At 69.9% G+C, this 20,009-nt stretch carries 18 protein-coding genes; 6 read left to right on the top strand and 12 right to left on the bottom strand.

From position 1 onward, the window contains the following. The 12 genes from VHA73_10595 to VHA73_10540 all read right to left on the bottom strand — a co-directional run bounded on the left by VHA73_10595 (position 1) and on the right by VHA73_10540 (position 13,007). Positions 1–1,011, bottom strand: coding sequence for a GNAT family N-acetyltransferase (locus VHA73_10595; protein HVX18467.1), 1,011 nt, complete (start codon positions 1,009–1,011; stop codon positions 1–3). Further along, positions 1,008–1,841: a sulfotransferase gene (locus VHA73_10590; protein ID HVX18466.1), complete on the bottom strand. Its 834-nt coding sequence runs from the start codon at positions 1,839–1,841 to the stop codon at positions 1,008–1,010. The genes VHA73_10595 and VHA73_10590 overlap by 4 nt, the downstream gene beginning before the upstream one ends. A 38-nt stretch (positions 1,842–1,879) precedes the next feature. Further along, on the bottom strand, positions 1,880–3,025 hold the full coding sequence (locus VHA73_10585; protein HVX18465.1) for an aminotransferase class I/II-fold pyridoxal phosphate-dependent enzyme: 1,146 nt from the start codon (positions 3,023–3,025) through the stop codon (positions 1,880–1,882). Continuing rightward, positions 3,018–4,202: a DegT/DnrJ/EryC1/StrS family aminotransferase gene (locus VHA73_10580; GenBank protein ID HVX18464.1), complete on the bottom strand. Its 1,185-nt coding sequence runs from the start codon at positions 4,200–4,202 to the stop codon at positions 3,018–3,020. Before VHA73_10580 ends, VHA73_10585 begins: the two co-directional genes overlap by 8 nt. A 23-nt stretch (positions 4,203–4,225) precedes the next feature. Beyond that, the gene (locus VHA73_10575; protein ID HVX18463.1) at positions 4,226–4,870 is read right to left on the bottom strand and encodes an FkbM family methyltransferase; all 645 of its coding nucleotides are present in this window, start codon (positions 4,868–4,870) and stop codon (positions 4,226–4,228) included. Between the two features lie 92 nt (positions 4,871–4,962). Continuing rightward, positions 4,963–5,844, bottom strand: coding sequence for a sulfotransferase (locus VHA73_10570; GenBank protein ID HVX18462.1), 882 nt, complete (start codon positions 5,842–5,844; stop codon positions 4,963–4,965). Next, the gene (locus VHA73_10565; GenBank protein HVX18461.1) at positions 5,841–6,560 is read right to left on the bottom strand and encodes a sugar transferase; all 720 of its coding nucleotides are present in this window, start codon (positions 6,558–6,560) and stop codon (positions 5,841–5,843) included. Before VHA73_10565 ends, VHA73_10570 begins: the two co-directional genes overlap by 4 nt. Beyond that, positions 6,557–7,777: a glycosyltransferase family 4 protein gene (locus VHA73_10560; GenBank protein HVX18460.1), complete on the bottom strand. Its 1,221-nt coding sequence runs from the start codon at positions 7,775–7,777 to the stop codon at positions 6,557–6,559. Before VHA73_10560 ends, VHA73_10565 begins: the two co-directional genes overlap by 4 nt. Next, a complete protein-coding gene (wecB, locus tag VHA73_10555) occupies positions 7,777–8,916 on the bottom strand; it encodes a UDP-N-acetylglucosamine 2-epimerase (non-hydrolyzing) (GenBank protein ID HVX18459.1) in 1,140 nt (379 codons plus the stop codon). Before wecB ends, VHA73_10560 begins: the two co-directional genes overlap by 1 nt. Then, positions 8,913–10,061, bottom strand: coding sequence for an NAD-dependent epimerase/dehydratase family protein (locus VHA73_10550; protein HVX18458.1), 1,149 nt, complete (start codon positions 10,059–10,061; stop codon positions 8,913–8,915). The genes wecB and VHA73_10550 overlap by 4 nt, the downstream gene beginning before the upstream one ends. Further along, on the bottom strand, positions 10,058–11,095 hold the full coding sequence (locus VHA73_10545) for a polysaccharide biosynthesis protein (GenBank protein HVX18457.1): 1,038 nt from the start codon (positions 11,093–11,095) through the stop codon (positions 10,058–10,060). The genes VHA73_10550 and VHA73_10545 overlap by 4 nt, the downstream gene beginning before the upstream one ends. Before the next feature lie 73 nt (positions 11,096–11,168). Then, positions 11,169–13,007: a nucleoside-diphosphate sugar epimerase/dehydratase gene (locus VHA73_10540; protein HVX18456.1), complete on the bottom strand. Its 1,839-nt coding sequence runs from the start codon at positions 13,005–13,007 to the stop codon at positions 11,169–11,171. Between the two features lie 483 nt (positions 13,008–13,490). Here VHA73_10540 and VHA73_10535 point away from each other — a divergent pair, with 483 nt between their 5' ends. The 6 genes from VHA73_10535 to VHA73_10510 all read left to right on the top strand — a co-directional run bounded on the left by VHA73_10535 (position 13,491) and on the right by VHA73_10510 (position 19,947). Further along, positions 13,491–15,857, top strand: a complete 2,367-nt coding sequence (locus VHA73_10535) for a DUF4012 domain-containing protein (GenBank protein ID HVX18455.1) — start codon at positions 13,491–13,493, stop codon at positions 15,855–15,857. 166 nt (positions 15,858–16,023) lie between these two features. After that, the gene (locus VHA73_10530) at positions 16,024–16,530 is read left to right on the top strand and encodes a hypothetical protein (protein ID HVX18454.1); all 507 of its coding nucleotides are present in this window, start codon (positions 16,024–16,026) and stop codon (positions 16,528–16,530) included. A 143-nt stretch (positions 16,531–16,673) separates the two neighbouring features. Continuing rightward, positions 16,674–17,606, top strand: a complete 933-nt coding sequence (cofD, locus tag VHA73_10525; protein HVX18453.1) for a 2-phospho-L-lactate transferase — start codon at positions 16,674–16,676, stop codon at positions 17,604–17,606. Then, the gene (cofE, locus tag VHA73_10520; GenBank protein ID HVX18452.1) at positions 17,603–18,298 is read left to right on the top strand and encodes a coenzyme F420-0:L-glutamate ligase; all 696 of its coding nucleotides are present in this window, start codon (positions 17,603–17,605) and stop codon (positions 18,296–18,298) included. The genes cofD and cofE overlap by 4 nt, the downstream gene beginning before the upstream one ends. 426 nt (positions 18,299–18,724) lie before the next feature. Beyond that, positions 18,725–19,399: a TasA family protein gene (locus tag VHA73_10515; GenBank protein ID HVX18451.1), complete on the top strand. Its 675-nt coding sequence runs from the start codon at positions 18,725–18,727 to the stop codon at positions 19,397–19,399. An 8-nt stretch (positions 19,400–19,407) separates the two neighbouring features. After that, on the top strand, positions 19,408–19,947 hold the full coding sequence (locus VHA73_10510; protein ID HVX18450.1) for a signal peptidase I: 540 nt from the start codon (positions 19,408–19,410) through the stop codon (positions 19,945–19,947). Positions 19,948–20,009: the final 62 nt, after the last annotated feature.

Here is a 20,009-nt window from a genome sequence, read left to right as displayed (position 1 = left end):
TCAGCGCCCTTCGGCTCGATACGCGGGGAAGTAGCCGCTCTCGGGCGCGCCCGACGCTTCGACCAACTCGCGGTAGCGCCGCTCGTTCACCACCGTCTGGCAGAAGAACACCGAGCATTGCTCCGTCGCGATCGAGCGCTTGAACCGCTCGAGGCCATCGTCGGGTTGCAGCCCGCCACCGAGGTGGAGGACGCCGCCCGGACGCAGCAGCGTGCGGACTGCCCGGTCGAGGATCGCATTCGTCGCTCCCAGGCGGAGACCGGGTTCGGTGGAGCCGGACAAGTGGTAGTGCAAGCGGTCGTTCCAACTCAGGAACAGCGCTGCCGCACACACTTCCCCGTCGAAGCGGGCCTCGAGCAGGTGGACGTCGTCGCGCAGGTGGTCGACCATCCGCCGGAAGTACGGCGTGCCCAGCCGAAGATGACGCCCCGCGGCGACGCGCTCCATCGTGTGGCGATACATCCTCCGAAAGCCGCTCGTCTCGTCGAGCAGCTCGTCTGTCTGACCCGCCATCACTTCCACACCCGACCGCTCGGCCTTGCGCACGGCCGTGCGATGGCGGCCCTCGGTCTCGTCCCAATAGGCGGCTGGATGCGCACCCACCTTCACGGCAAAGGTGCGGTGACGCCGCGCGGTGCCGACGTCCAGGTCGGCGAGGTCGGGCTCGGCGACATCCAGCGGGTTGGTCCGCACGAACTCGGCCACGAGCCCGCGCTCGCGTGAGGCGTCGAGAAAGCGCGCACGGAACTCGCGGCGCCTCCCCGCCTGATCTGCCGACGCCACCGCTACCCCGGCGTAGCCGTAGGGGCTCACGATGTCGTACTCCGGCCCGCCGCAAATGTCGCGGCGGAGGTACGGCATGGACACCATCCCATCGTCTGAGACCGCGCACTCCCACACGCCGCGGTCGATGAGCTCCGCGGTCAGCCCGTACCCCGCCGTGTAATAGATGTCCGGCACGTCGGGTGGTCGGCGAAGGGCGTCGGTGGCCGACAGGAACTCGAGCCTCACCGCCCTGTCCCGCCTTGCCCTCCGGGTGCAGCCCACTGCAAGTGGGGCCAACGCGCGTGCAACTCGGCGAGATCGTCGGCGACGAGCTCGAAGAACCGGACCCTCGTGTCGGGGACCGGATGCGGGGCCCCCTCCCGACCGCCGGCACCGCCAGCCACCCGGAGGACGGCACGCTTGGCGGCAGCTGGCACCACGGGCCGGATCACCCGTCGATACAACGGCGACCGGGACAAGGCTCTGGCCGGCCCGCGCGCCACCAAGCGAGACTCCGCCGCATTGACCCGCTGGGACTCCAGGCCGACGAGCGGCGCCGGATCAACGCCGAGGAACGCGCACAGGTTGCGGACGATGGCGACCGGATCGGACTGGTAGTCCTCCAGCCGGATGCAATGCACCGCGCCCGACCCGAACTCGTCGATCCACGGGGCCAGCTGGTGGTGATACCTGCTGAACGCGACATACTCGCCAGCGGGGTCGAGGACCGCCCGCTCGAACGCCGCCGAACCTTCGGTGCCCAGCTGGCGCCAGTGACGCCAGTGGCTCACCGCCCGTTCGAACGGGTCTCGCAGCACCGCGACGACGCGAACACCGTCGCTGAGCGCCCGCCGTGCGGCCGCCACCGGCGGTTCTCTGAGCGGTCGTTGCATGTAGGCGGTCGACACTTCGCCACAGGCATGTTCCGGATGAGCAGCAACTTCCCGCGCGAGCGCTGCCACGCCCTCGTCACGGAACAGCTGGTCGGCCTCCTTGTCGCCGACCACACGGACCGCCGGGTGCAGCTGCAACAAGGTGTACAGGCTCGTGGTTCCCGACTTCATCGCGCCGACCACGACAAAGGGGTGGGGGGCGACAGCGGCGCGTGCCGGGCTCACGACGCAACGGCCCCGTCGAGCGCCGACCTGATCACCCCGATGATCTCCTCGACCTGCCCGTCGGTCAACCCCGAACCGCTCGGCAGGCAGACGCCCTGATCGAAGATGTGCTCCGCGACGGCGCCGCCCACCACGCGCGCTGCCTTCAACGCGGGTTGCAGGTGCATCGGCTTCCAGGCAGGACGGGCTTCGATCCCGACGGCCGCGAGCGCGGCGCACAGATCGTCGCGGGTCAGCCCTGTCCGGCGAGGATCCACCAAGCCGACGGTGAGCCATCGCGTGCTGAGCGCATCGGGCGGCTCAGGCATGAACTCGATGCCGTCAACCCCCGAAAGTGCGCTGGCGTACCGCTCGAAGATCTCGCGCCGGCGCTGGATCTTGCGGTCGAGCGAGCGGAGCTGCGCGCGACCCAACGCCGCGCACAAGTTGCTGAGCCGGAAGTTGAACCCGATCTCTTCGTGTTCGTAGTGGGCAACCGGCAGTCGCGCTTGTGTCGCGAGGTACTTCGCTCGCGCCACCAGGTCGGGGTTCTTCGACAGGAACATGCCCCCACCGGAAGTGGTGATGATCTTGTTGCCGTTGAACGAGAAGACCCCGCACTCGCCGAACGAGCCGGCCGCCCGCCCCTGCCAGGTCGCGCCGACTGCTTCCGCGGCATCCTCGATGAGCGGAACGCCGTACTCCGCACAGAGCGGCTCGAGGCGCGAGTAGTCCGCGCACTGGCCGTACAGGTCAACGGCCATCACTGCCGCGGGAAGCCGCCCCTTCGCTGCGTACGCGCGCAGCTCCTGTTCGACCAGGTCCGGGTCGATGTTCCACGACGCCACCTCGCTGTCGACGAGCACCGGCTCGGCGCCCAGGTGCACCACCGGCGCAACCGAGCCGACGAACGTGAGCGACGGGAGCAGCACCGTGTCGCCAGGACCAACCCCCAGCATCCGAAGTGCGAGCTCCAAGCCAGCGGTGCCGCTCGACAATGCCGTCGCGCTCGGAACACCAGCGAGCTGCGCCACCTCGCGTTCGAACGCATCGATCGCGGGACCGGCGGGCGCGATCCAGTTCGAATCGAACGCGTCGAGGAGGAACTGTCGTTCTGTCTCGCCCACGTCTGGGGCGGAGAGGTAGATGCGAATGTCAGCCATGGCGTGCGGACTCCGTGACGGAGGAGCGGACAGCGGCGATGACCGATCCGACTTGGTCGTCAGTGAGACTGCTCGCCAACGGGAGCGACACCGACCGCTGGGACTCGCGGAGGGCGAGCGGGAAATCGCCCGGGCGGTAGCCGTACGTCTCTGCGTAGTACGAGTGCAGGTGCAGAGGGATGAAGTGAACGCTGCAGCCGATTCCCGATCTCGTGAGATTCGCGGCGAGCTCGTCGCGCGGGCGCGAAGAACGGCCGTCCCCAACGCGCAGCACGTAGAGGTGCCAGGCCGACGTCACTCCGGCCGGCACGGTCGGCACGGCGAGGCCGGGCAGATCGGCGAAGGCCGACGAGTACCGCGCCGCGATCGCTTCCCGGCGGAGCCGCATCTGCTCGGCGCGCTGGAGCTGCACGAGACCCAACGCAGCAGCGAGGTCGGTCAAGTTGTACTTGAACCCAGGGGCGACGATGTCGTACACCCACGAACCGCCGTCCTCGTAGCGGGTCCACGCCTGGCGGCTGAGCCCGTGCAGGCTCATCATGCGCGCTCTGGCAGCGATCTCGGCATCGCCGGTGGTCAGCATCCCTCCCTCGCCGGTCGTGATGGTCTTGGTCGCGTAGAAGGAGAAACAGGCGGTACCGGGCTCCCCCTCGCGCAACCCGCCCACCGCCGCCCCATCGCGGGCGGCGGGAAAGGCATGGGCGGCGTCCTCGATCACGTGCATACCGTGCTCGGCGGCCAGCGTTCGGATGGCAGGCATGTCACACGGCACCCCGCCGAGGTGCACTGGCATGACGGCCTTCGGTCGCCCGAGCCCTGCCTCGGCGCTGGCCACCACGGCGGTCCGCAAGCGCTCGACGTCGATGTTCAACGTCGCTGGATCGATGTCGACGAAGACGGGGGTGGCGCGGAGGTAGCGGACCACCTCGGCCGACGCGGCGAAGGTGTAAGGCGACATGAAGACCAGGTCGCCTTCGCGGACTCTGTAGGCCTCCAGGCTGAGATGGAGGGCAGCCGTGCACGAGTTCAACGCAACCGCATGGTCGGCACCGACGGCCTCCGCAAAGGCCGCCTCGAACTGTTGGCACCGCTTCCCGGTCGTGAGCCAACGGGACCGCAGCACCTCGGTGACGGCGTCGATCTCCTCCTGGCCGATGTCGGGCAGCGCGAAGGGCACGGGGGCGTGGGAATGGGTACGCATCATGGCCGGTGTCGGAACGTGAAGCCCCGGTCGTCGGAAGCGAGCAGCTCGTAGCCCCGACCAGCCATCACTTCCTCGTACGAATCCTCTGTCCGGGCGAGGCAGATGTACGGATGATCGCGCTCGATCGTGTGCTCCAGTCCCCGCAATCCCGGCTCTTCGGCCCCGTTCGTCGTGATGCTCACCAGATCGACATGCTCGAGCCCGGCCTCCGCGATGAGCTCGTCGAGCGGCGCGGCCGGAACTTCCACGGTCGTGAAGCGGGCGCGCTCCTCCGCGGTGTAATCGGCCGTGCCATCGGTGAAGTTCGTCGCCGGGTGCTCGGGGTCGACCTCGAGGGTGATCGTGCCACGCTCGGACCAAGCACCGGCTTGCACGATTTCGACGTGCGAGAGGCGTTGAGCGGCTGCCACCCGCCGAAACTCGGCGACGCTGGTGGCGTCGGGCTCGACGACGAGCACCCGGCCGGACGGGCGGGTGCGGAGCGCGAACCCCATCGCCCGCGACCGCCCTGCGAGCAGGGTGTCCCGAGGCGCGCCCACCTGTACGACCGACGACGTCGGGGTCAGCAGGCTGTACGGCGGGTTTCGCCGACGGATCGCATCCGTCAGCCCGTACTTCACCCGGAACGGAACGTGCGGCAAGACCCGGTTCGCGCTCCTCACCACGGCGCGGTGGACCGGATTCCGGTGCGACCAGCGATAACGCAACTTGGTCCGAGCCCCCGGAGCGCTGCTCATCCGACGCCATTCTGCATGGCGTCGCCGCACCGGGCATAGCCGCACACGTCGAGCAGCTGGTCGAGCTCCCGTCCGAGCGCCGCCCGCTCTGACACCTCGAGCGCACGGCGACCTGCGCCGACGCGCGCGCTGGTCACGCTCGCCGCCGCCTGACCCAACGAGTCGGACCCGACTGCCAACTCCGCGAACTCGGCGACTTCCTTGATGGTCGACATGGGGTCGCGCACCAGCGTCTCGTAGCGGACCTCGAGCACCGGAACGTCGAGCGAGGCGAAGGCCTGGCGGGCATGCAGCACCGAGGCCTTCCATTGGCGCCCGCACACCACCAGCAAGTCCTCGCTCGCCAAGTCCTCGTCGATGCCGGGGTACCGCGGCCCCCACGAGCCGACACGGCGGTCGGTTCGGCGTACGCGACTCGCCAGCGACTGCGCGTAGCGCACGCCATAGCCCGGAACGAGACGGAACGGGAAGTGGCGGGCCTTGCGCGCAAGGTAACGCCAGTCGGTGGGCGCGATCCACTGTCGCCGGGTGGACTCCGCGACGTCGACCCCGTCGCGGATGAGGTGGATGAACACCGCATCGGGAAACGCGCTGGCGACATACGGCACCCGAAGCGAGTTGCCGACGGTCTTTTCGATCACCGTCGGCACGACGCCCGCGGCATAGCCGTCCACGAAGCCCGCCACGAACTGCTGCGCCTTCGAGGAGAGCTGCGACGGCTCCAGCACGTCATCGGGTGCGGACTCGTTGCCGGCCCGCCAGACGTAACCGATGTCGTATGGAACGGTTCCTGCGCCGGTCGCGACGGCCAGCGTGTCACGAACGATCTTCGTCCCGGATCGGGCTGCGCCGATCAAGATCACGTGTCGCGGGCTCACGCGCCCACCGCCGCAGGCCAAGGGGCGGGGCCGGAGCTGACGCCTCGCAAGATCGCGTCGGCCTCCGCTCGCTCCCACGACGCGCGACGGGCGAACGGCCGCCGGATGCCGAACAGCGAGGCGACCGTGCGCACGATCAGCTCCATTTCGTAACGCCACGAGCGATTGCGCACGAACACGAGGTCGAGCGCGATCTTGCGCGGCAGCAGTACCTCTGCGTAGTGCCGCTCCGCCAGGTCGGGGTCCGATGGGATGTCGCCTTCCTCCTCGGCGTAGTACTGGAGACTCCCCGGGCTCGTGAGGCCGGGGAGCACCTCGAGGGTCTCGAGCATGAACGGGGCGTAGTGGTCGGCAACGATCGTTGGATCCTCGGGGCGCGGCCCGACGATGGCCATCTCACCGCGGACCACGTTGGCGAGCTGGGGCAACTCGTCGAGCTTGAGGCGTCGCAGCCAGCGCCCAACCGGGAAGATCCGGGGGTCGACACCACTGGTGATGCGGCCGCCGCTGCCCGCCGGCGCGGTGCGCATCGTCCGGAACTTGAACATCGTGAACTCCGAGCCACCGCGTCCAACGCGCTTGGCCCGATAGATCGCAGGGCCACGACTCGACAACTTCACCGCAACGGCGGCGGCCGCGAGCACGGGGCTCGACACGACCAGCGCCGCGCCGGCCACGACCCGACCGAATGTGCGGTGCTCCCGGCCCGGCCTCATGGCGCACCAACCCGCTCGCCGTCGAGTGACGCGAACAGCTCGGCCCACTTCGCGAGCTGCAGCTGCGGGTCGAACTGGGTGCGGTACAAGGCCAACGCGTGGTCGCGCATCACCGCCAACTCGTCGCGCCGCCCGGCCAGCTCCAGCAGCAGGTCGGCCAGCCCACCCGCGTCGGCTGGATCGTGCTGAACGCCGGCACCCGCGGCCACAACTGCTCGAGCCAGCTCGGAGTCCGCCTCGACGAGGGCGAGCACCGGACAGCCGTTGCGCAGGTACGACATCGTCTTGCTCGGATATGCCGCGCGGATGACCCCCGCGACGAGGGACACAACGCCGAGGTCAGCCTCCTCCCGCAGCACCCGGGCGACCTCCTCCGGAGCCTGGTAACCGCGGAAGGAAACGTTCGTCAGCCCGCGGGCCTCCACGGTGGCCTCCAGCTCACTGCGCAACGCTCCGTCCCCCAGGAAGTCGAGGCGCACGCGGTCATCGGCGCCGACCTTCACCATGGCGTCGAGCACCGCCTCGATGTTCTGGAAGCGCCCGAGGTTCCCAGCGAACACCACGCGAAGCGGTGCGCGTCCCTGCTCGCGCCGGGCCGAGCCGGCCGGCGACGCGCCGGTCCACGGATCGAAGTTGTTGATCACCGCGACTCGCTCAGCGCCGGCACCCCGAGACCGAACCGTCGCCGCCATGTCCTTCGACAAGACGACGACCTCGGCGGCGGCCCGCTCCGTGCGCGCGTCGATCCGCCGCAGCAGGTCGGCCAGTCGCCCCGCCCGCAACATCCCGGGGGCGGTGACGACCTCCGGGTAGATGTCCTGCTTGTGGTACACGAACTTCGCGCCACAGAGGCGAGCCAACCAGGACGCCGCCTTCGCCGGCGCAACCGGCGGCGTCGAGGCGGCCATGATCACCTCGACCCTGCCGAGACGGGCCCGGCTGGCCAACAGCCGCACGCAGAAGGTGGCGAGGTTGAGGGCCTTCAACGGTGCCGACGTCCGATCATCGAACACCGGCCATCGCCGCACCGTGACGTTGTCAGCGAGCCGCTCGACCTTCGGCGCGCGGTCGACGACGGCACGGTTGTACGAGGGCTGACACGTGAGCACCGTGACCTCGTGGCCATCCTCGCCGAGCCGGAGGGCGATGTCGCGCAGGATGTGTGCATACGGCGGGGTGTCGGGCGCGAAGTAGCGGTGGATGAGCACGATGCGCATCAGGCGTCGCTCAGCCGTTGCTTGGAGCGGAGCCCGAGCCAGTTGCCGTGCACTCCGGCGAGGCCGCACACGAGGCGGCTCACCCTGATGGACGTGTCGGTGATCTGGTAGTCGGCAGGCACCGATGGGCGGATGCCTTCGGCCCACTGCGCGACCACCAGGTCGACGGCCCGGGCGATGGCTTCGGCGTCGATACCGGTGATCACGATCGAGCCGGTGTCGAGCGCCTCGGGGCGTTCGATGGCGTTGCGGATCGTGACGGCTGGGAACCCTGAGATCGCCGACTCCTCGCTGATGGTTCCGCTGTCCGACAGCACGCAGCGGGCGTTGCGCTGGAGCTGGTTGTAATCGAAGTAGCCGAACGGTTCGAGCCACTCCAGGCGGTCTCCAGCCTCGCCCGCTCGACCTTCGAGCCGCTTGCGCAGCCGAGGGTGGGTCGACACCACCACCCGCTTGCCGTCGCGCTCGGCGAGCCCCGAGATGGCCTCCACCAGCACGTCGAGCTGGGCGGGGTCGTCGACGTTCTCCTCGCGGTGCATCGACACCAGGTAGTAGCCACCCGGCTTCAGCCCGAGCCGTTCCAGCACGTCGGACTCGGCGATCCGGGCGTCGTACGCGGCGATCACCTCGGCCATCGGGGAACCGGTCACGAAGATCCGCCGCGTCGGCAGCCCTTCGGCCAGCAGGTTGCGACGGGCGTGCTCGGTGTAGCAGAGGTTGAAATCGGCGACGTGGTCGATGAGCCGGCGGTTCGTCTCCTCCGGCACGTTCTCGTCGAAGCAGCGGTTGCCCGCTTCCATGTGGAACACCGGGATGCCCATCCGCTTCGCCATCACCGCGGCGATGCAGCTGTTCGTGTCACCCAACACCAGCACCGCGTCGGGCCGCTCGGCCACGAGCACCGGCTCGATCCTCGACAGCACGCCGCCGAGCACCGCGCCGAGCGACGTCACCGGCACTTCGAGCCAGTGGTCCGGCTGGCGGATCGCCAGCTCCTTGAAGAACACGTCGCTGAGCTGCGGATCCCAGTTCTGGCCGGTGTGCACCAGGACGTGTTCGCAGTCGAGCTCCAGCCGGTGGATCACGCGCGACAACCGGATGATCTCCGGTCGGGTGCCCACCACGGTCACCACCTTCACGGCGCCACCCCCACGGCCGGCGACGTGGGTTGGCCGACCGGCTCGACGAACGTGTCAGGGGCGGCGGGGTCGAAGTGGTCGTTCGCCCAGAAGATGGTGAGCAGCTCGTCGTCGCCGGTGTTCGTGATGTTGTGCGTGTGCAGCGGGGGCATGTCGATCGCCACCGGTTCGTCGCCGCGCACCACCCACTCGTGAACATCGTCGGTGAACAGGCGCCGCAAGCGGATCACCGCGGTGCCGTGCAGCACCACGAACCGCTCGACCTTGTCGAGGTGGAAGTGGTCGCCACGAGTGATGCCCGGGGCGGTGGCCGAAAAGGAGGTCTGGGTGGCGCCGAAGCCGCGGGCGACCTCCACGAACATGCCACGCGTGTCACGGTGCGCGGTGAGTTGCTGAGGCGTGTTGCCGGGGAACCCGGCGGCGCGCAACTGGTTGAACAGCCGCAGATCGAGCCGGTCGTCGAGGTCGGGAAAGTGGGCTTGACCGTACGAATCGTGGAGTCGCCGGAGCCGCGCGTGCAGCTCGGGGATCGCGACGCGCTCGCCGGCCAGCGTGACCGTGCCGCTGGCGCGCCGGTCGATGGCCTCCAGCACCGACGCGGCGGCGTCCTGCACGTGGAACAGCTCGGTGCTGCCCTCGGGGTTCACCTCCGACGGGCGACCGGCGACCAGGTCGTGGCAGAACGTGGCGACCGCGGAGTTGTAGTTGGGACGGCCGCACTCGCCGAAGAGGTTCGGGAAACGCAGGTCGGCCACGGCGGCGCCGGTGCGCTCACCCCACGCCAACAAGCGCTCGCCGGCCGCGCGCTTGGCCGATCCGTACGTGGTGTCGCGAGCCGCGTGGATGGAATCCGCGTAGACGACCACCGGGGTGACGCACGCGCGGTCGAGCGCGTCGGTGAGCCGCTCGGCGAGCGCGGGGTTGATCGTTGCCACTTCTTCGTCGGTGCCCCGGTTCACCCCGGCGAGGTGCACCACAGCGGTGGCACCTGCCAGCGCGGTGGCGAGCGTGGCGTCGTCGGCGAACGAGTCCGGATCGAGCGACCGAACCTGTGCCTCAGGCCGTAGCGCGAGCAGGCGCGCCCGCAGGTGCCAGCCGAAGAAACCGTCGGCACCGGTGATCACGATGCGCTCCGCCGCGCTCATGCCGGCCCGTCCCAGGCAGCGAGCTCCGCTTCGATCTCGGGCAGGGAACGCAGCAGCTTCTCCACTTCCGGCACGGACAGGCGCCGGGTGTTGTGCGAGTGGAAGTCGTCGAGTGGGTCTTCGTCTTGGTCACCTTCGCTGAAGTACTTGGCGTAGTCGAGGTTGCGATCGTCGAGCGGCACGCGCAGGTAGTCGCCGTAGTCTTCGCCCCGGCGCAGCTCGTGTGCGGTGGCGAGCGTCTCGTACAGCTTCTCGCCGTGGCGGATGCCGATCTGTTTGGTGCCCACGGATGCGCCGAACACGTTCTGCACCGCGGTGGCGACGTCCGCGATCGTGGCCGCCGGCGCCTTGCGAATGAACACGTCGCCAGGCTCCGCGTGCAAGAGCGCGAACTCCACCAGATCCACCGCGTGGGCGAGCGGCATGAGGAACCGTGTCATGCCGGGCACCGTGATCGTGAGCGGCTGGCCGGCCCTGATCTGCTGCACGAACAGCGGGATCACCGAGCCCCGGCTGTACATCACGTTGCCGTAGCGCACCGTCGACACCGTGGTGCCAGATCCAGCGAGCTCCCGCGCTGCGGCTTGGCCCACCTTCTCCATGAGCGCCTTGCTCATCCCCATCGCGTTGATCGGGTAGACGGCCTTGTCGGTGCTCAACAACACCACCGACTCCACCGACGCCTCGTCTGCGGCGCGCACCACGTTGGCGCTGCCTGCCACGTTGGTGGCCACCGCCTCCAACGGGAAGAACTCACACGACGGCACCTGCTTGAGCGCGGCGGCGTGGAACACCAGGTCGACCCCCCGCATCGCCGCTGCGACGCTGCGGGCGTCGCGCACGTCACCGATGTAGAAGCGCACGCGGTGTCCAGGCGGGAGGCTGGTGCGCATCGCATCCTGCTTGGCTTCGTCGCGGCTCAGCACCCGGATCTCTTTGTGGTCGCGACCGAGCAGGCCGTGCACCACGGTGGAACCGAACGAGCCGGTGCCACCGGTGATGAGGATGGTCTTGCCGGTGTAGCTGGGGGTCATCGGGTCCTGACCGGTCGTGTCGCGCCGAGTGACCGAACGTGACGATCTTGCCGCACGCGGTCGGTGAGCTTCCTCATGCCTGACCTGCGTCGGCGCTTGCCGGCGAGCCCGCCCGGCAGCGGGCCGCGAGGGCTTGGACCAAGGCTTCGCGCCCCGCTTGGACGAGCAGGTCGCCGATGCCATGGCCCGGCATCGGCGGCACGTCGACGTGGGAGATCATCGGGTGCTTCGGGCGCCGGTCGACCTCGTCGGGGCTGAACAGCACCTCGCTCAGCTTCTCGCCGGGGCGCAGGCCCGTGTACACGACCCGTACCGGGCGCTTGCTCTGCTCGACCAGGCGTTGGGCCACATCGGCGATCTTCACCGGCTCGCCCATGTCGAGCACCAGCACCTCACCCGATTCGCCCAGCGCCCCTGCTTGCACCACGAGCTGCACGGCTTCCTCGACCGTCATGAAGTAGCGCTCCACGTCGGGATGGGTGACGGTGACCGGCCCGCCCGCCTCGATCTGGGCGCGAAACGCCGTGAGCACCGAACCCCGGCTGCCCAACACGTTGCCGAACCGCACCGACAGATACGTACCCTCGGCCGTGGCAGCGATCGCCGCCGTCAGTTGCTCGGCCAACCGCTTGGTGTAGCCGAGCACGCTCTGCGGGTCGGCGGCCTTGTCGGTGGAGATGTTCACGAACCGCTCGACGCCCACCGCCTGGGCCGCATCGAGGACGTGGTTTGTGCCCCACACGTTGGTCTTCACCGCCTCGGCGGGCCACATCTCGAGCAGCGGCAGGTGCTTGAGCGCGGCGGCGTGGAACACCACCTGCGGCACATGCTCGGCGAACACCGCGTCGAGCGCCTCGCGGTCACGGATGTCGCACACCACCAGGTTGCGGGTGTCGAGCATCGCCCGGCCCTCGATCGACATCTGCACCTGGTGCAGCGCCGACTCGTCGCGATCCAACATGATCAGCAACTCGGGCGCGAAGCGGTGGATCTGGCGGCACAGTTCCGAGCCGATCGATCCGCCGGCACCGGTCACCAGGACCCGTTTGCCGGCGATGTAGCCAGCGATCGAATCGATCTCGGTGTCGATCACGTGGCGGCCGAGCAGGTCGGCGTCGCTCAACGGCCGGATGTCGCCCGCGCCGATCTCGCCGCCGAGCAGCTCGGGTACTGACGGCAGCACCTTCACGTTGAGCCCCGCCTCGCCGGCGAGCTCGCTCAGCTCGCGGATCAGCGTGGAGCCCGCGCTCGGGATGGCGATCAGCAACGTGGTGGCCTCGACCTCTTCGGCCGCCTCGCCGATGCGGTCGCGCCCGCCGAGCACTTTCAAGTGCCGCAGGCGAGCGCGCGCCTTGCCGGGGTCGTCATCGAGCAGCGCCACGGGCAGCATCGAGCCGTCGGGGCTGCGCAGCAACACGTCGAGCGCCTGCAGCCCGCCTTCGCCCGCGCCGAACACGATCACCCGCTCGTCGGGGTCGCGCCCGTCGCGGCGGTAGCGCTCGAGGTTGAGACGCCACAGGTAGCGGATGGCGCTGGCCAGCACGAGCGCGGCAGCGGTGGCCATGATCATCGCCGATGCCGGGACCCAGCGGTCGAGCGGCTCGAGGTCGACCAGCGCGCCGACCGCGCCGGTGATCGCCACGGCCTCGGCGAGCGCCGCCACCTCCTCGAACGAGCCGAACCGCCAACGACCGCGGTACAGGCCGATCGCCCAGCCCACGACGAGCTGCAGGATCGCCGCGCCCACCGCGATGACGAACAGGTGTCCCCAGTGCACACGATTCGACTCGAAGTCGTAGCGCGACCACACCGCGAGCACCACGGCCACGATCCAGGCCAGCGCGTCGAGCACGGGCTGCAACACCGCCCGCTGCCGTGACGCGATCACGAACACACGCGGCAACGGCGACATGCGGGCAGGATCGAACCCGCGCGAGTCAACACCCATTGCCGCAACCCAACGAGACGTCCGCCACGCTCGAGTGCAAATCGACCCTGCTTTCGCTTCTGAGCACTGCAGAACCCCGGAGCGCACCCGAGAGGCGCCCAAGCCTGTGTCCAACCGCGCGCACGACCGGACTCACCCGCCGAGGAGCCTGTTCGCTCTGGCAGCCGAGTGGCCGGAGCCAACGACCGCAGAACCCGGTGAGCGAACCACCGAGTGCCGCGACGCGGACGTTAGCTGTCAAAACGCGCTTCGCGCTCATCGAAGCACTCTAGGTAGCGATTCGATGTCCCGTCGACAACCACCGCCGCCTGCGTGTGCGCGGTGAGCGCGGGCGCGCTCGCGCCGCGTCACCTCGAGCTCGACGCACCCGACCAAGCACCGGCAGGCCGCGAGCATCGCTCCCGCGTGCTCAACGATGCTGGTCCTATCGGCTACCGTCCACGCACTTTGAGCGTTGAACTGCACCAAGCGCGAGCCGAAGCCCGCCGGCGCCATCGCGACGCCCGCCAGTCCGCAGCTCGCCAACAAGCCCTGGTGTTCGTCGCGCTCTCGGCGATCCTCGCGGTGTTCGCGTCGGCACACCCCACCGGCCACACCGTGGTCGACGCGCTCTACCGCGCCGGCTTCGGCGCGTTGGTCGCGCTGGCCGCCGGCCGGTCACGCCGCGGACCCACCCTGGTGATGTGCGCGCTTGCGCTGGCCTTCAGCCGCGGCTGGTGGATCGCCCCCGCCGCGCTGGCCATCGTGGTGGCGTTCGCCGGCACCCTCCAACCACGCAGGTTGCGCCGCGTCGGGGCCGCGGTGGGGGCCGTCGCCGCGCAAGTGCTGTTGCACCTCCACGCCATCGGCTTCCACGGGCTCACCGCCCTCATCACCTGCGTGGCCGTGGCACCCGTGGTCGTCTCGGCTTACCGGGCAGCACGGAGCAGCACCCAGAAGGTCTGCCGCCGTGTCGCGATCAGTTTCGTCGCCGCGCTCGTGGTGCTGTCGATCCCGGCCGTGATCGGCGCCTTGCTCGCCCGCGCCGACATCCAGACCGGCGTGGCCAACACCAACCTCGCCTTCAACTCCGCCAGCAACGCCAACCAGGCCACCGCCGTGGCCGCCTTGAACCGGGCGCACATCGCCTTCCAACGCGCGCATCGAAAGTCAGCCAATCCGTTCACGCTCGTCTCGGGCCTCGTGCCCGTGGTGAGCCAGCACCGCACCGCGCTGGCGAGCACCACCAGCACCGCGGTCGACGTGACGGCCGTGGCATCCAAGTCGGCCAGCGAAGCCGACTACAACCAGCTTCGTTACCGGGCCGGCCACCTCGACACCACCAAGCTCGCCGCAATGACCCCGCCGCTCGAGCGCCTGACGGCCGCGCTCCGCAGCGCCGAGAAGGCCACCGCCAACGTCGACGACCCGTGGCTCGTGGGTCCGGTGCGCAGCCGGCTGCGCAGCTTCACCCACCAGATCGACAAGGCGTTGCCCGAAGCACGGCTCGCCACCGAGGCGTCGAGCGTCGCACCGGCGCTGCTCGGCGCCGACGGCCCCCGCCACTACCTCGTTGCGTTCATGACCCCCACCGAGCAGCGGGGGTTGGGCGGGTTCGTCGGCGCCTGGGGCGAGGTCGTGGCCGACCACGGTCACTTGCAGCTCGTCCGCTCCGGCGACGCCGGAACCCTGCGGCGCGCGGCACCCGACGGCACCCGCCACATCTCCGGGCCGGCCGACTACCTCGCCCGCTACTACCGCTTCGGCGCCCAGAACTCGCCGGGCGACGCGTTCTTCTCCCCCGACTTCCCCACCGACGCCCACGTGCTGGCCGAGCTCTACCCGCAGTCCGGCGGCGTGCCGGTCGACGGCGTGCTCGCGCTCGACCCCAAGGCGATGGCCGCGCTGCTCCAGATCACCGGGCCCATCCAGGTCGAGGGCCGGACGAGCCCCCTCACGTCGAAGAACGTCGAGCAGTTCCTCCTCCACGACCAGTACGTCGAGTTCCCGCAGCCGGGCATCCAGCAACGGGACCGTCACGACTACCTCCAAGACGTGATGCGCGCCACCTTCGACAAGCTCACCAACGGCACCCTGCCAGGGCCTCGGTCACTTGCCGACCTGCTGAGCCCCTCGATGCACCAGGGCCGGCTGCTGTTCTGGAGCCGCCACGCCGACGAGCAGGCGCTGATGAAGACGATCGGGCTCGACGGCACCTTCCCCGGGGCCCGCGCCCGCGCCGAGGGCAGCGACCTCCTCGCGCTGACCACCCAGAACGAGGGCCAGTCCAAGATCGACAACTTCTTGCAGCGATCGATCACGTACGACGTGCGCACCGATCCCGACAGCGGCGCCACCACCGCCACCGCCACCGTCCGCCTCCACAACACGGCACCGTCGACCGGCCTGCCGCCCTACCTGATCGGCAACAACTTCGGGTTGCCCGAAGGCACCAACGCCACCTACGCCACCTTGTACTCGGGGCTCGAGCTCGAGGCGGTCGACGTCGACGGCACCGACAAGTCCTTCGACTCCAACGTCGAGGCCGGCGCCAACGCCTACGGCCTGTCGGTGCAGATCCCGCCCGGCGGCACGCGCACGATCACGTACCACCTGTCCGGTGTCCTCCCCCCGGCCCCGGACCGGCGGCTTCCCGGCGGCGCTCACCGCGCCGCGACCCGCTACGCGCTGATCCTTCACCCCCAGCCGATGGTGCTGCCCGACCAGGTCGAGGTGCGGCTGAGCCTCCCGCCCGGATGGCACGCCGACCCCACGGCGACCCTCCGCGGCGTGCTGACCACCGAACGCACTTGGACAGCTGACGTCGACCACTGAGGGTGCAAAAGGGCTGGTGAAACGCCAGATAAACGAATAACTGGCACGCACCGCGCGCACGCGTCTAACCTGCGTGGTCATTGGTAGTCATTCATGGCTGCGTGCCAAGGCGGAACAGAGAACCCCGGCACGGTCGCCCGGCCGTCCATCCCTGGAGGGAACGTCCATGATCAAGCGTGTGCTGATCGTCGCAGCAGCACTGGTCGCGTTCACGGCTGCCCCCGCGTTCGCCCAGACACCACCAACGGGTCCGGGCTACGGCCCGCCCCCGGGCGCCCCGTCGCTCACCTGCTCCGCCAGCGTCGCGTCAACGGGTGTCACCATCACCTGCACCGGCTCGGGCTTCGGGCACAGCCTCACGATCACGATCGACTTCCACTCCCAGGCCGTCACTGTCGGAACGGTCACGTCTGACGCCACCGGTGCGTTCACTGCCCCGGTCACGGTCCCGAACGTCGCCCCCGGCGCCCACACGATCACCGCCACCGACTCCGCCGGCAACACCGCCAGCTTCGCGATCACGGTGCCGGCTTCGGCCACCGGCAGCACGTCCACCGGCGGCGGCCTCGCCTTCACCGGTGCCGAGATCGGCATGATGACCGGTGGCGCAGCCCTGCTGCTCGCCCTCGGCGGCCTGATCATCCTGGCCAGCCGCAAGCGCGCCAACGCCTGACGCCTGACGCCTGACCCCCGTCACCGCCTGACCCACCGTTCTGGGCTGAAAACGACGCGTCCCAACGCGTAAAAAGCAGCCCAGAATGGAGGAGAAGCGGGTCGGGAGGGGTCGGGGGGTCGGCGCGGGGATAGCGTCGGCGGATGATCTGTGTGCTTGCCGGTGGTGTGGGCGCGGCCCGGCTGCTGGCAGGGGTGGTGCAGGTCCACCCCGCCGGCGACGTGACCGTGATCGGCAACGTCGGTGACGACCTCGAGCTCCACGGTCTGCACATCAGCCCCGACCTCGACACGGTCACGTACACCGTCGCCGGGGCCATCGACCCCGACCGCGGCTGGGGCCTCGCCGGCGAGACCTGGCAGGCCATGGATGCGCTCGGCCGCTACGGCGGGCCCACCTGGTTCAACCTCGGCGACCGCGACCTCGCCACGCACCTGTTCCGCACCCGGCGTCTCGCCGAGGGCGCCACGCTCACCGAGGTCACCGCCGAGATCACTCGGGCCTGGGAACTCGGGTTCCGCTTGCTGCCCGTCACCGACGACCCGCTGCGCACGACGCTCACCGTCACCCTCGACCGCGGGGCCACCGAGCTGGCGTTCCAGGAGTACTTCGTCGAGCACCGCCACGAGGTTCCCATCACAGCGGTGCGCTTCGACGGTGCCGATGTCGCCAAGCCCGGCCCCGACGTGCTGGCCGCGATCGCCGCCGCCGATCGCGTGGTGATCGCGCCGTCGAACCCGATCGTGTCGATCGGCCCGCTGCTCGCCGTCGACGGGGTCCGTGCCGCCATCGAAGCCCGCCGCGCCGACACGGTGGCGGTGTCGCCGATCGTGGCCGGCGCGGCGTTGAAAGGCCCCGCCGATCGCATGCTGCGCGAGCTCGGCCACGAGCCCACCGTCGTCGGCATCGCCCGCCTGTACGCCCCGCTGGCGCGCACGTTGGTGATCGACGAGGCCGACGCCGCCCTGGCACCTCACGTCGAAGCCGCCGGCATCGAGTGCGTGGCGGCGCCCACGATCATGTCGAGCCCCGCAGCCGCTGCGACCCTCGCCCGCACCGTGTTGGACGCGGCGTGACGATCGAGGTCATCGCGGTCACCGGCATCGGGGAGATCCACCCCGGTGACGACCTGGCGGCGATCATCGCGGCCGCCGCCGACCTCCGCGGCGGCGACGTGGTGGTCGTCACCCAGAAGGTCGTGTCGAAGGCCGAAGGCCGCCTGGTGCCGGTCGATCCCGACGACCCCGCGTCGCGCCTCGCGGTGATCGAGGCCGAGTCCGTGCGGGTGCTGCGACGCCGCGGCGACCTCGTGATCGTCGAGACGAGACACGGTTTCGTGTGCGCCAACGCGGGCGTCGACCTGTCCAACGTCGACGAGGGATGGGCTGCGTTGCTGCCCGTCGATCCCGATCGCTCGGCCCGGCGCATCCGCGACGGCCTCCGCGCAGCAGCGGGCGTCGAGGTCGCGGTGATCGTGAGCGACACGTTCGGCCGCACGTGGCGTCGTGGCGTCACCGACATCGCCATCGGCTCGGCCGGCATCGGTCCCATCCTCGACTTGCGCGGCTCGGTCGACGACCGCGGCCGGGAGCTGCAGGCCACCGAAGTCGCCGTCGTCGACGAGATCGCCGGCGCGGCCGACTTGGTGATGGGCAAGGCGTCGGGCGTGCCGGTCGCCATCGTGCGCGGCGTCGACACCGGCTGGTTCCGGCGCGGCGACGTGCGCGACGAGATCGTCCGCCCACCGGCCGAAGACCTCTTCCGCTGACCGCTCCGCTGCCGGGACGCCGGGCGGTCCGCGTCCGCGCCGCGCCGCCGGAGCGACATCGTCCCACCGCGGGACACCTCTGCTGGCTCGCCACCGCCGACCCGCGCACTCCCCCGTCACACGGACCGAAAAGGGTCAAAGGTCCCGGGTGGTGCCCAGCGCCCGAACGGGCCAGCAGCGACCGGGACGAAAGTCCCGGGTCGGCTCGGGACTTCCGTCCCTGACGGCTGATCCCACCAGGCGAGGGCGGTGAACGCCCGACCGCGGATCGAAGCCCGCCGGCCGCCGGGCGGCCCGGCAGCGGACCCGGCCCACCACCCGCCCCCACCCGAGCGGGCCATTTGCCGCGCCCCGAAAACCCCCGACGATCGAGATGTCCGGCAAGACAGACCGGGCGACCTACTTGCCAAGCAAAGGACACGAACCATGGCAGTGCACCAAGCATCCAACACCATCGGTGGAGGCCACCCCGGAGCCCGGAAGCGGCGTGGCCTCAGCCGCCGCGGGAAGATCCTCGCCACCGTCGCGACCCTCGCGACCGCGGCTGCGGTCGCAGGACTCGGGACCTTCGGCACGTTCACCTCCACCACCACGGCCGGTCCCCAAGCCGACAGCTCGGGCACCGTCGTGCTGACCTTCGGGGCGAACAACCGCTTGGCCGTCGGCGCCACCAACCTGGCTGCCGGCGACACGTTCCAGCGAGGCTTCGAGCTCGACAACACCGGCACGCTGGACATGGCGTCCGTGACGGCAACCGTCACGCCGTCAGCCGGCACCAGCAGCAAGCTCGACACCGATGCCGTCAACGGCCTGCAGCTGCAGATCGACAAGTGCAGCCAGGCGTGGGTCGAAGCGGGGACCGCGCCGGCGTACACGTACACCTGCGGTGGCACGACCACATCGGCGCTGGCATCGACCCCGGTGGCGAACCTCACCACCAACACTGCACTCAGCGGGCTCAGCTCGCTGACCGCCGGCTCCTCGGACTACCTGCGGGCGACGTTCACGCTCCCGCAGACGGCCGACAACACGTTCCAGGGCCTGAGCACCACGCTGAACGTCGCCTTCACCGGCACCCAGCGGGCTGCGACCAACAAGTGACCTGAACGATGGTCCGAAAGATCGGGGCGTTCGCAGAGTGGGCGGCGGTCATCGTGGCCGCCGCCCTTCTGTTCTTCTTGGCCATCGGCCCACGCCTCTTCGACTACCGGACGATGGTGATGCTGACCGGTTCGATGCGCCCCGGCATCCCACCGGGGTCCGTGGTCGTCGGCACCACCAAGCCCACCAGCAGCCTCCGGGCCGGCGATGTGTTCACGTACCACATCCCGGTGGCAGACCACCGGGTGATCTCCCACCGCGTGGTGTGGGTGCGGCCGCTGCCGGGCTCGCACGGCACGGCGTACGAGGTCCAGACCAAAGGTGACGCCAACAACGGGAACGACCCGTGGACCGCCGTCGTGCGCACCAGGCACGTGTGGACGGTGCGGGCGACGATCCCCCACCTCGGCGACGCCATCGTGTGGCTGCGCCGCCCGCCCGTGCAGCTCGCGCTGCGGTGGATCCTCCCGGGCCTCCTGGTCGGCTCGATCCTGTGGTCGATCTGGGTCGACCACGAGCACCACGACGACCTCCAGGACGCCCGGTGACGACCCCCCGACCTCCTGCTGTGCGCGCTCGACCACCGTGGAGGTGGTCCAGCGCGCACAGC

This window comes from Acidimicrobiales bacterium (assembly GCA_035547835.1).
Lineage (GTDB): Bacteria > Actinomycetota > Acidimicrobiia > Acidimicrobiales > Iamiaceae > DASZTW01.
The sequence above is the reverse complement of the archived record's forward strand: the minus strand, read 5'-3'. Positions and strand labels throughout refer to the sequence as shown.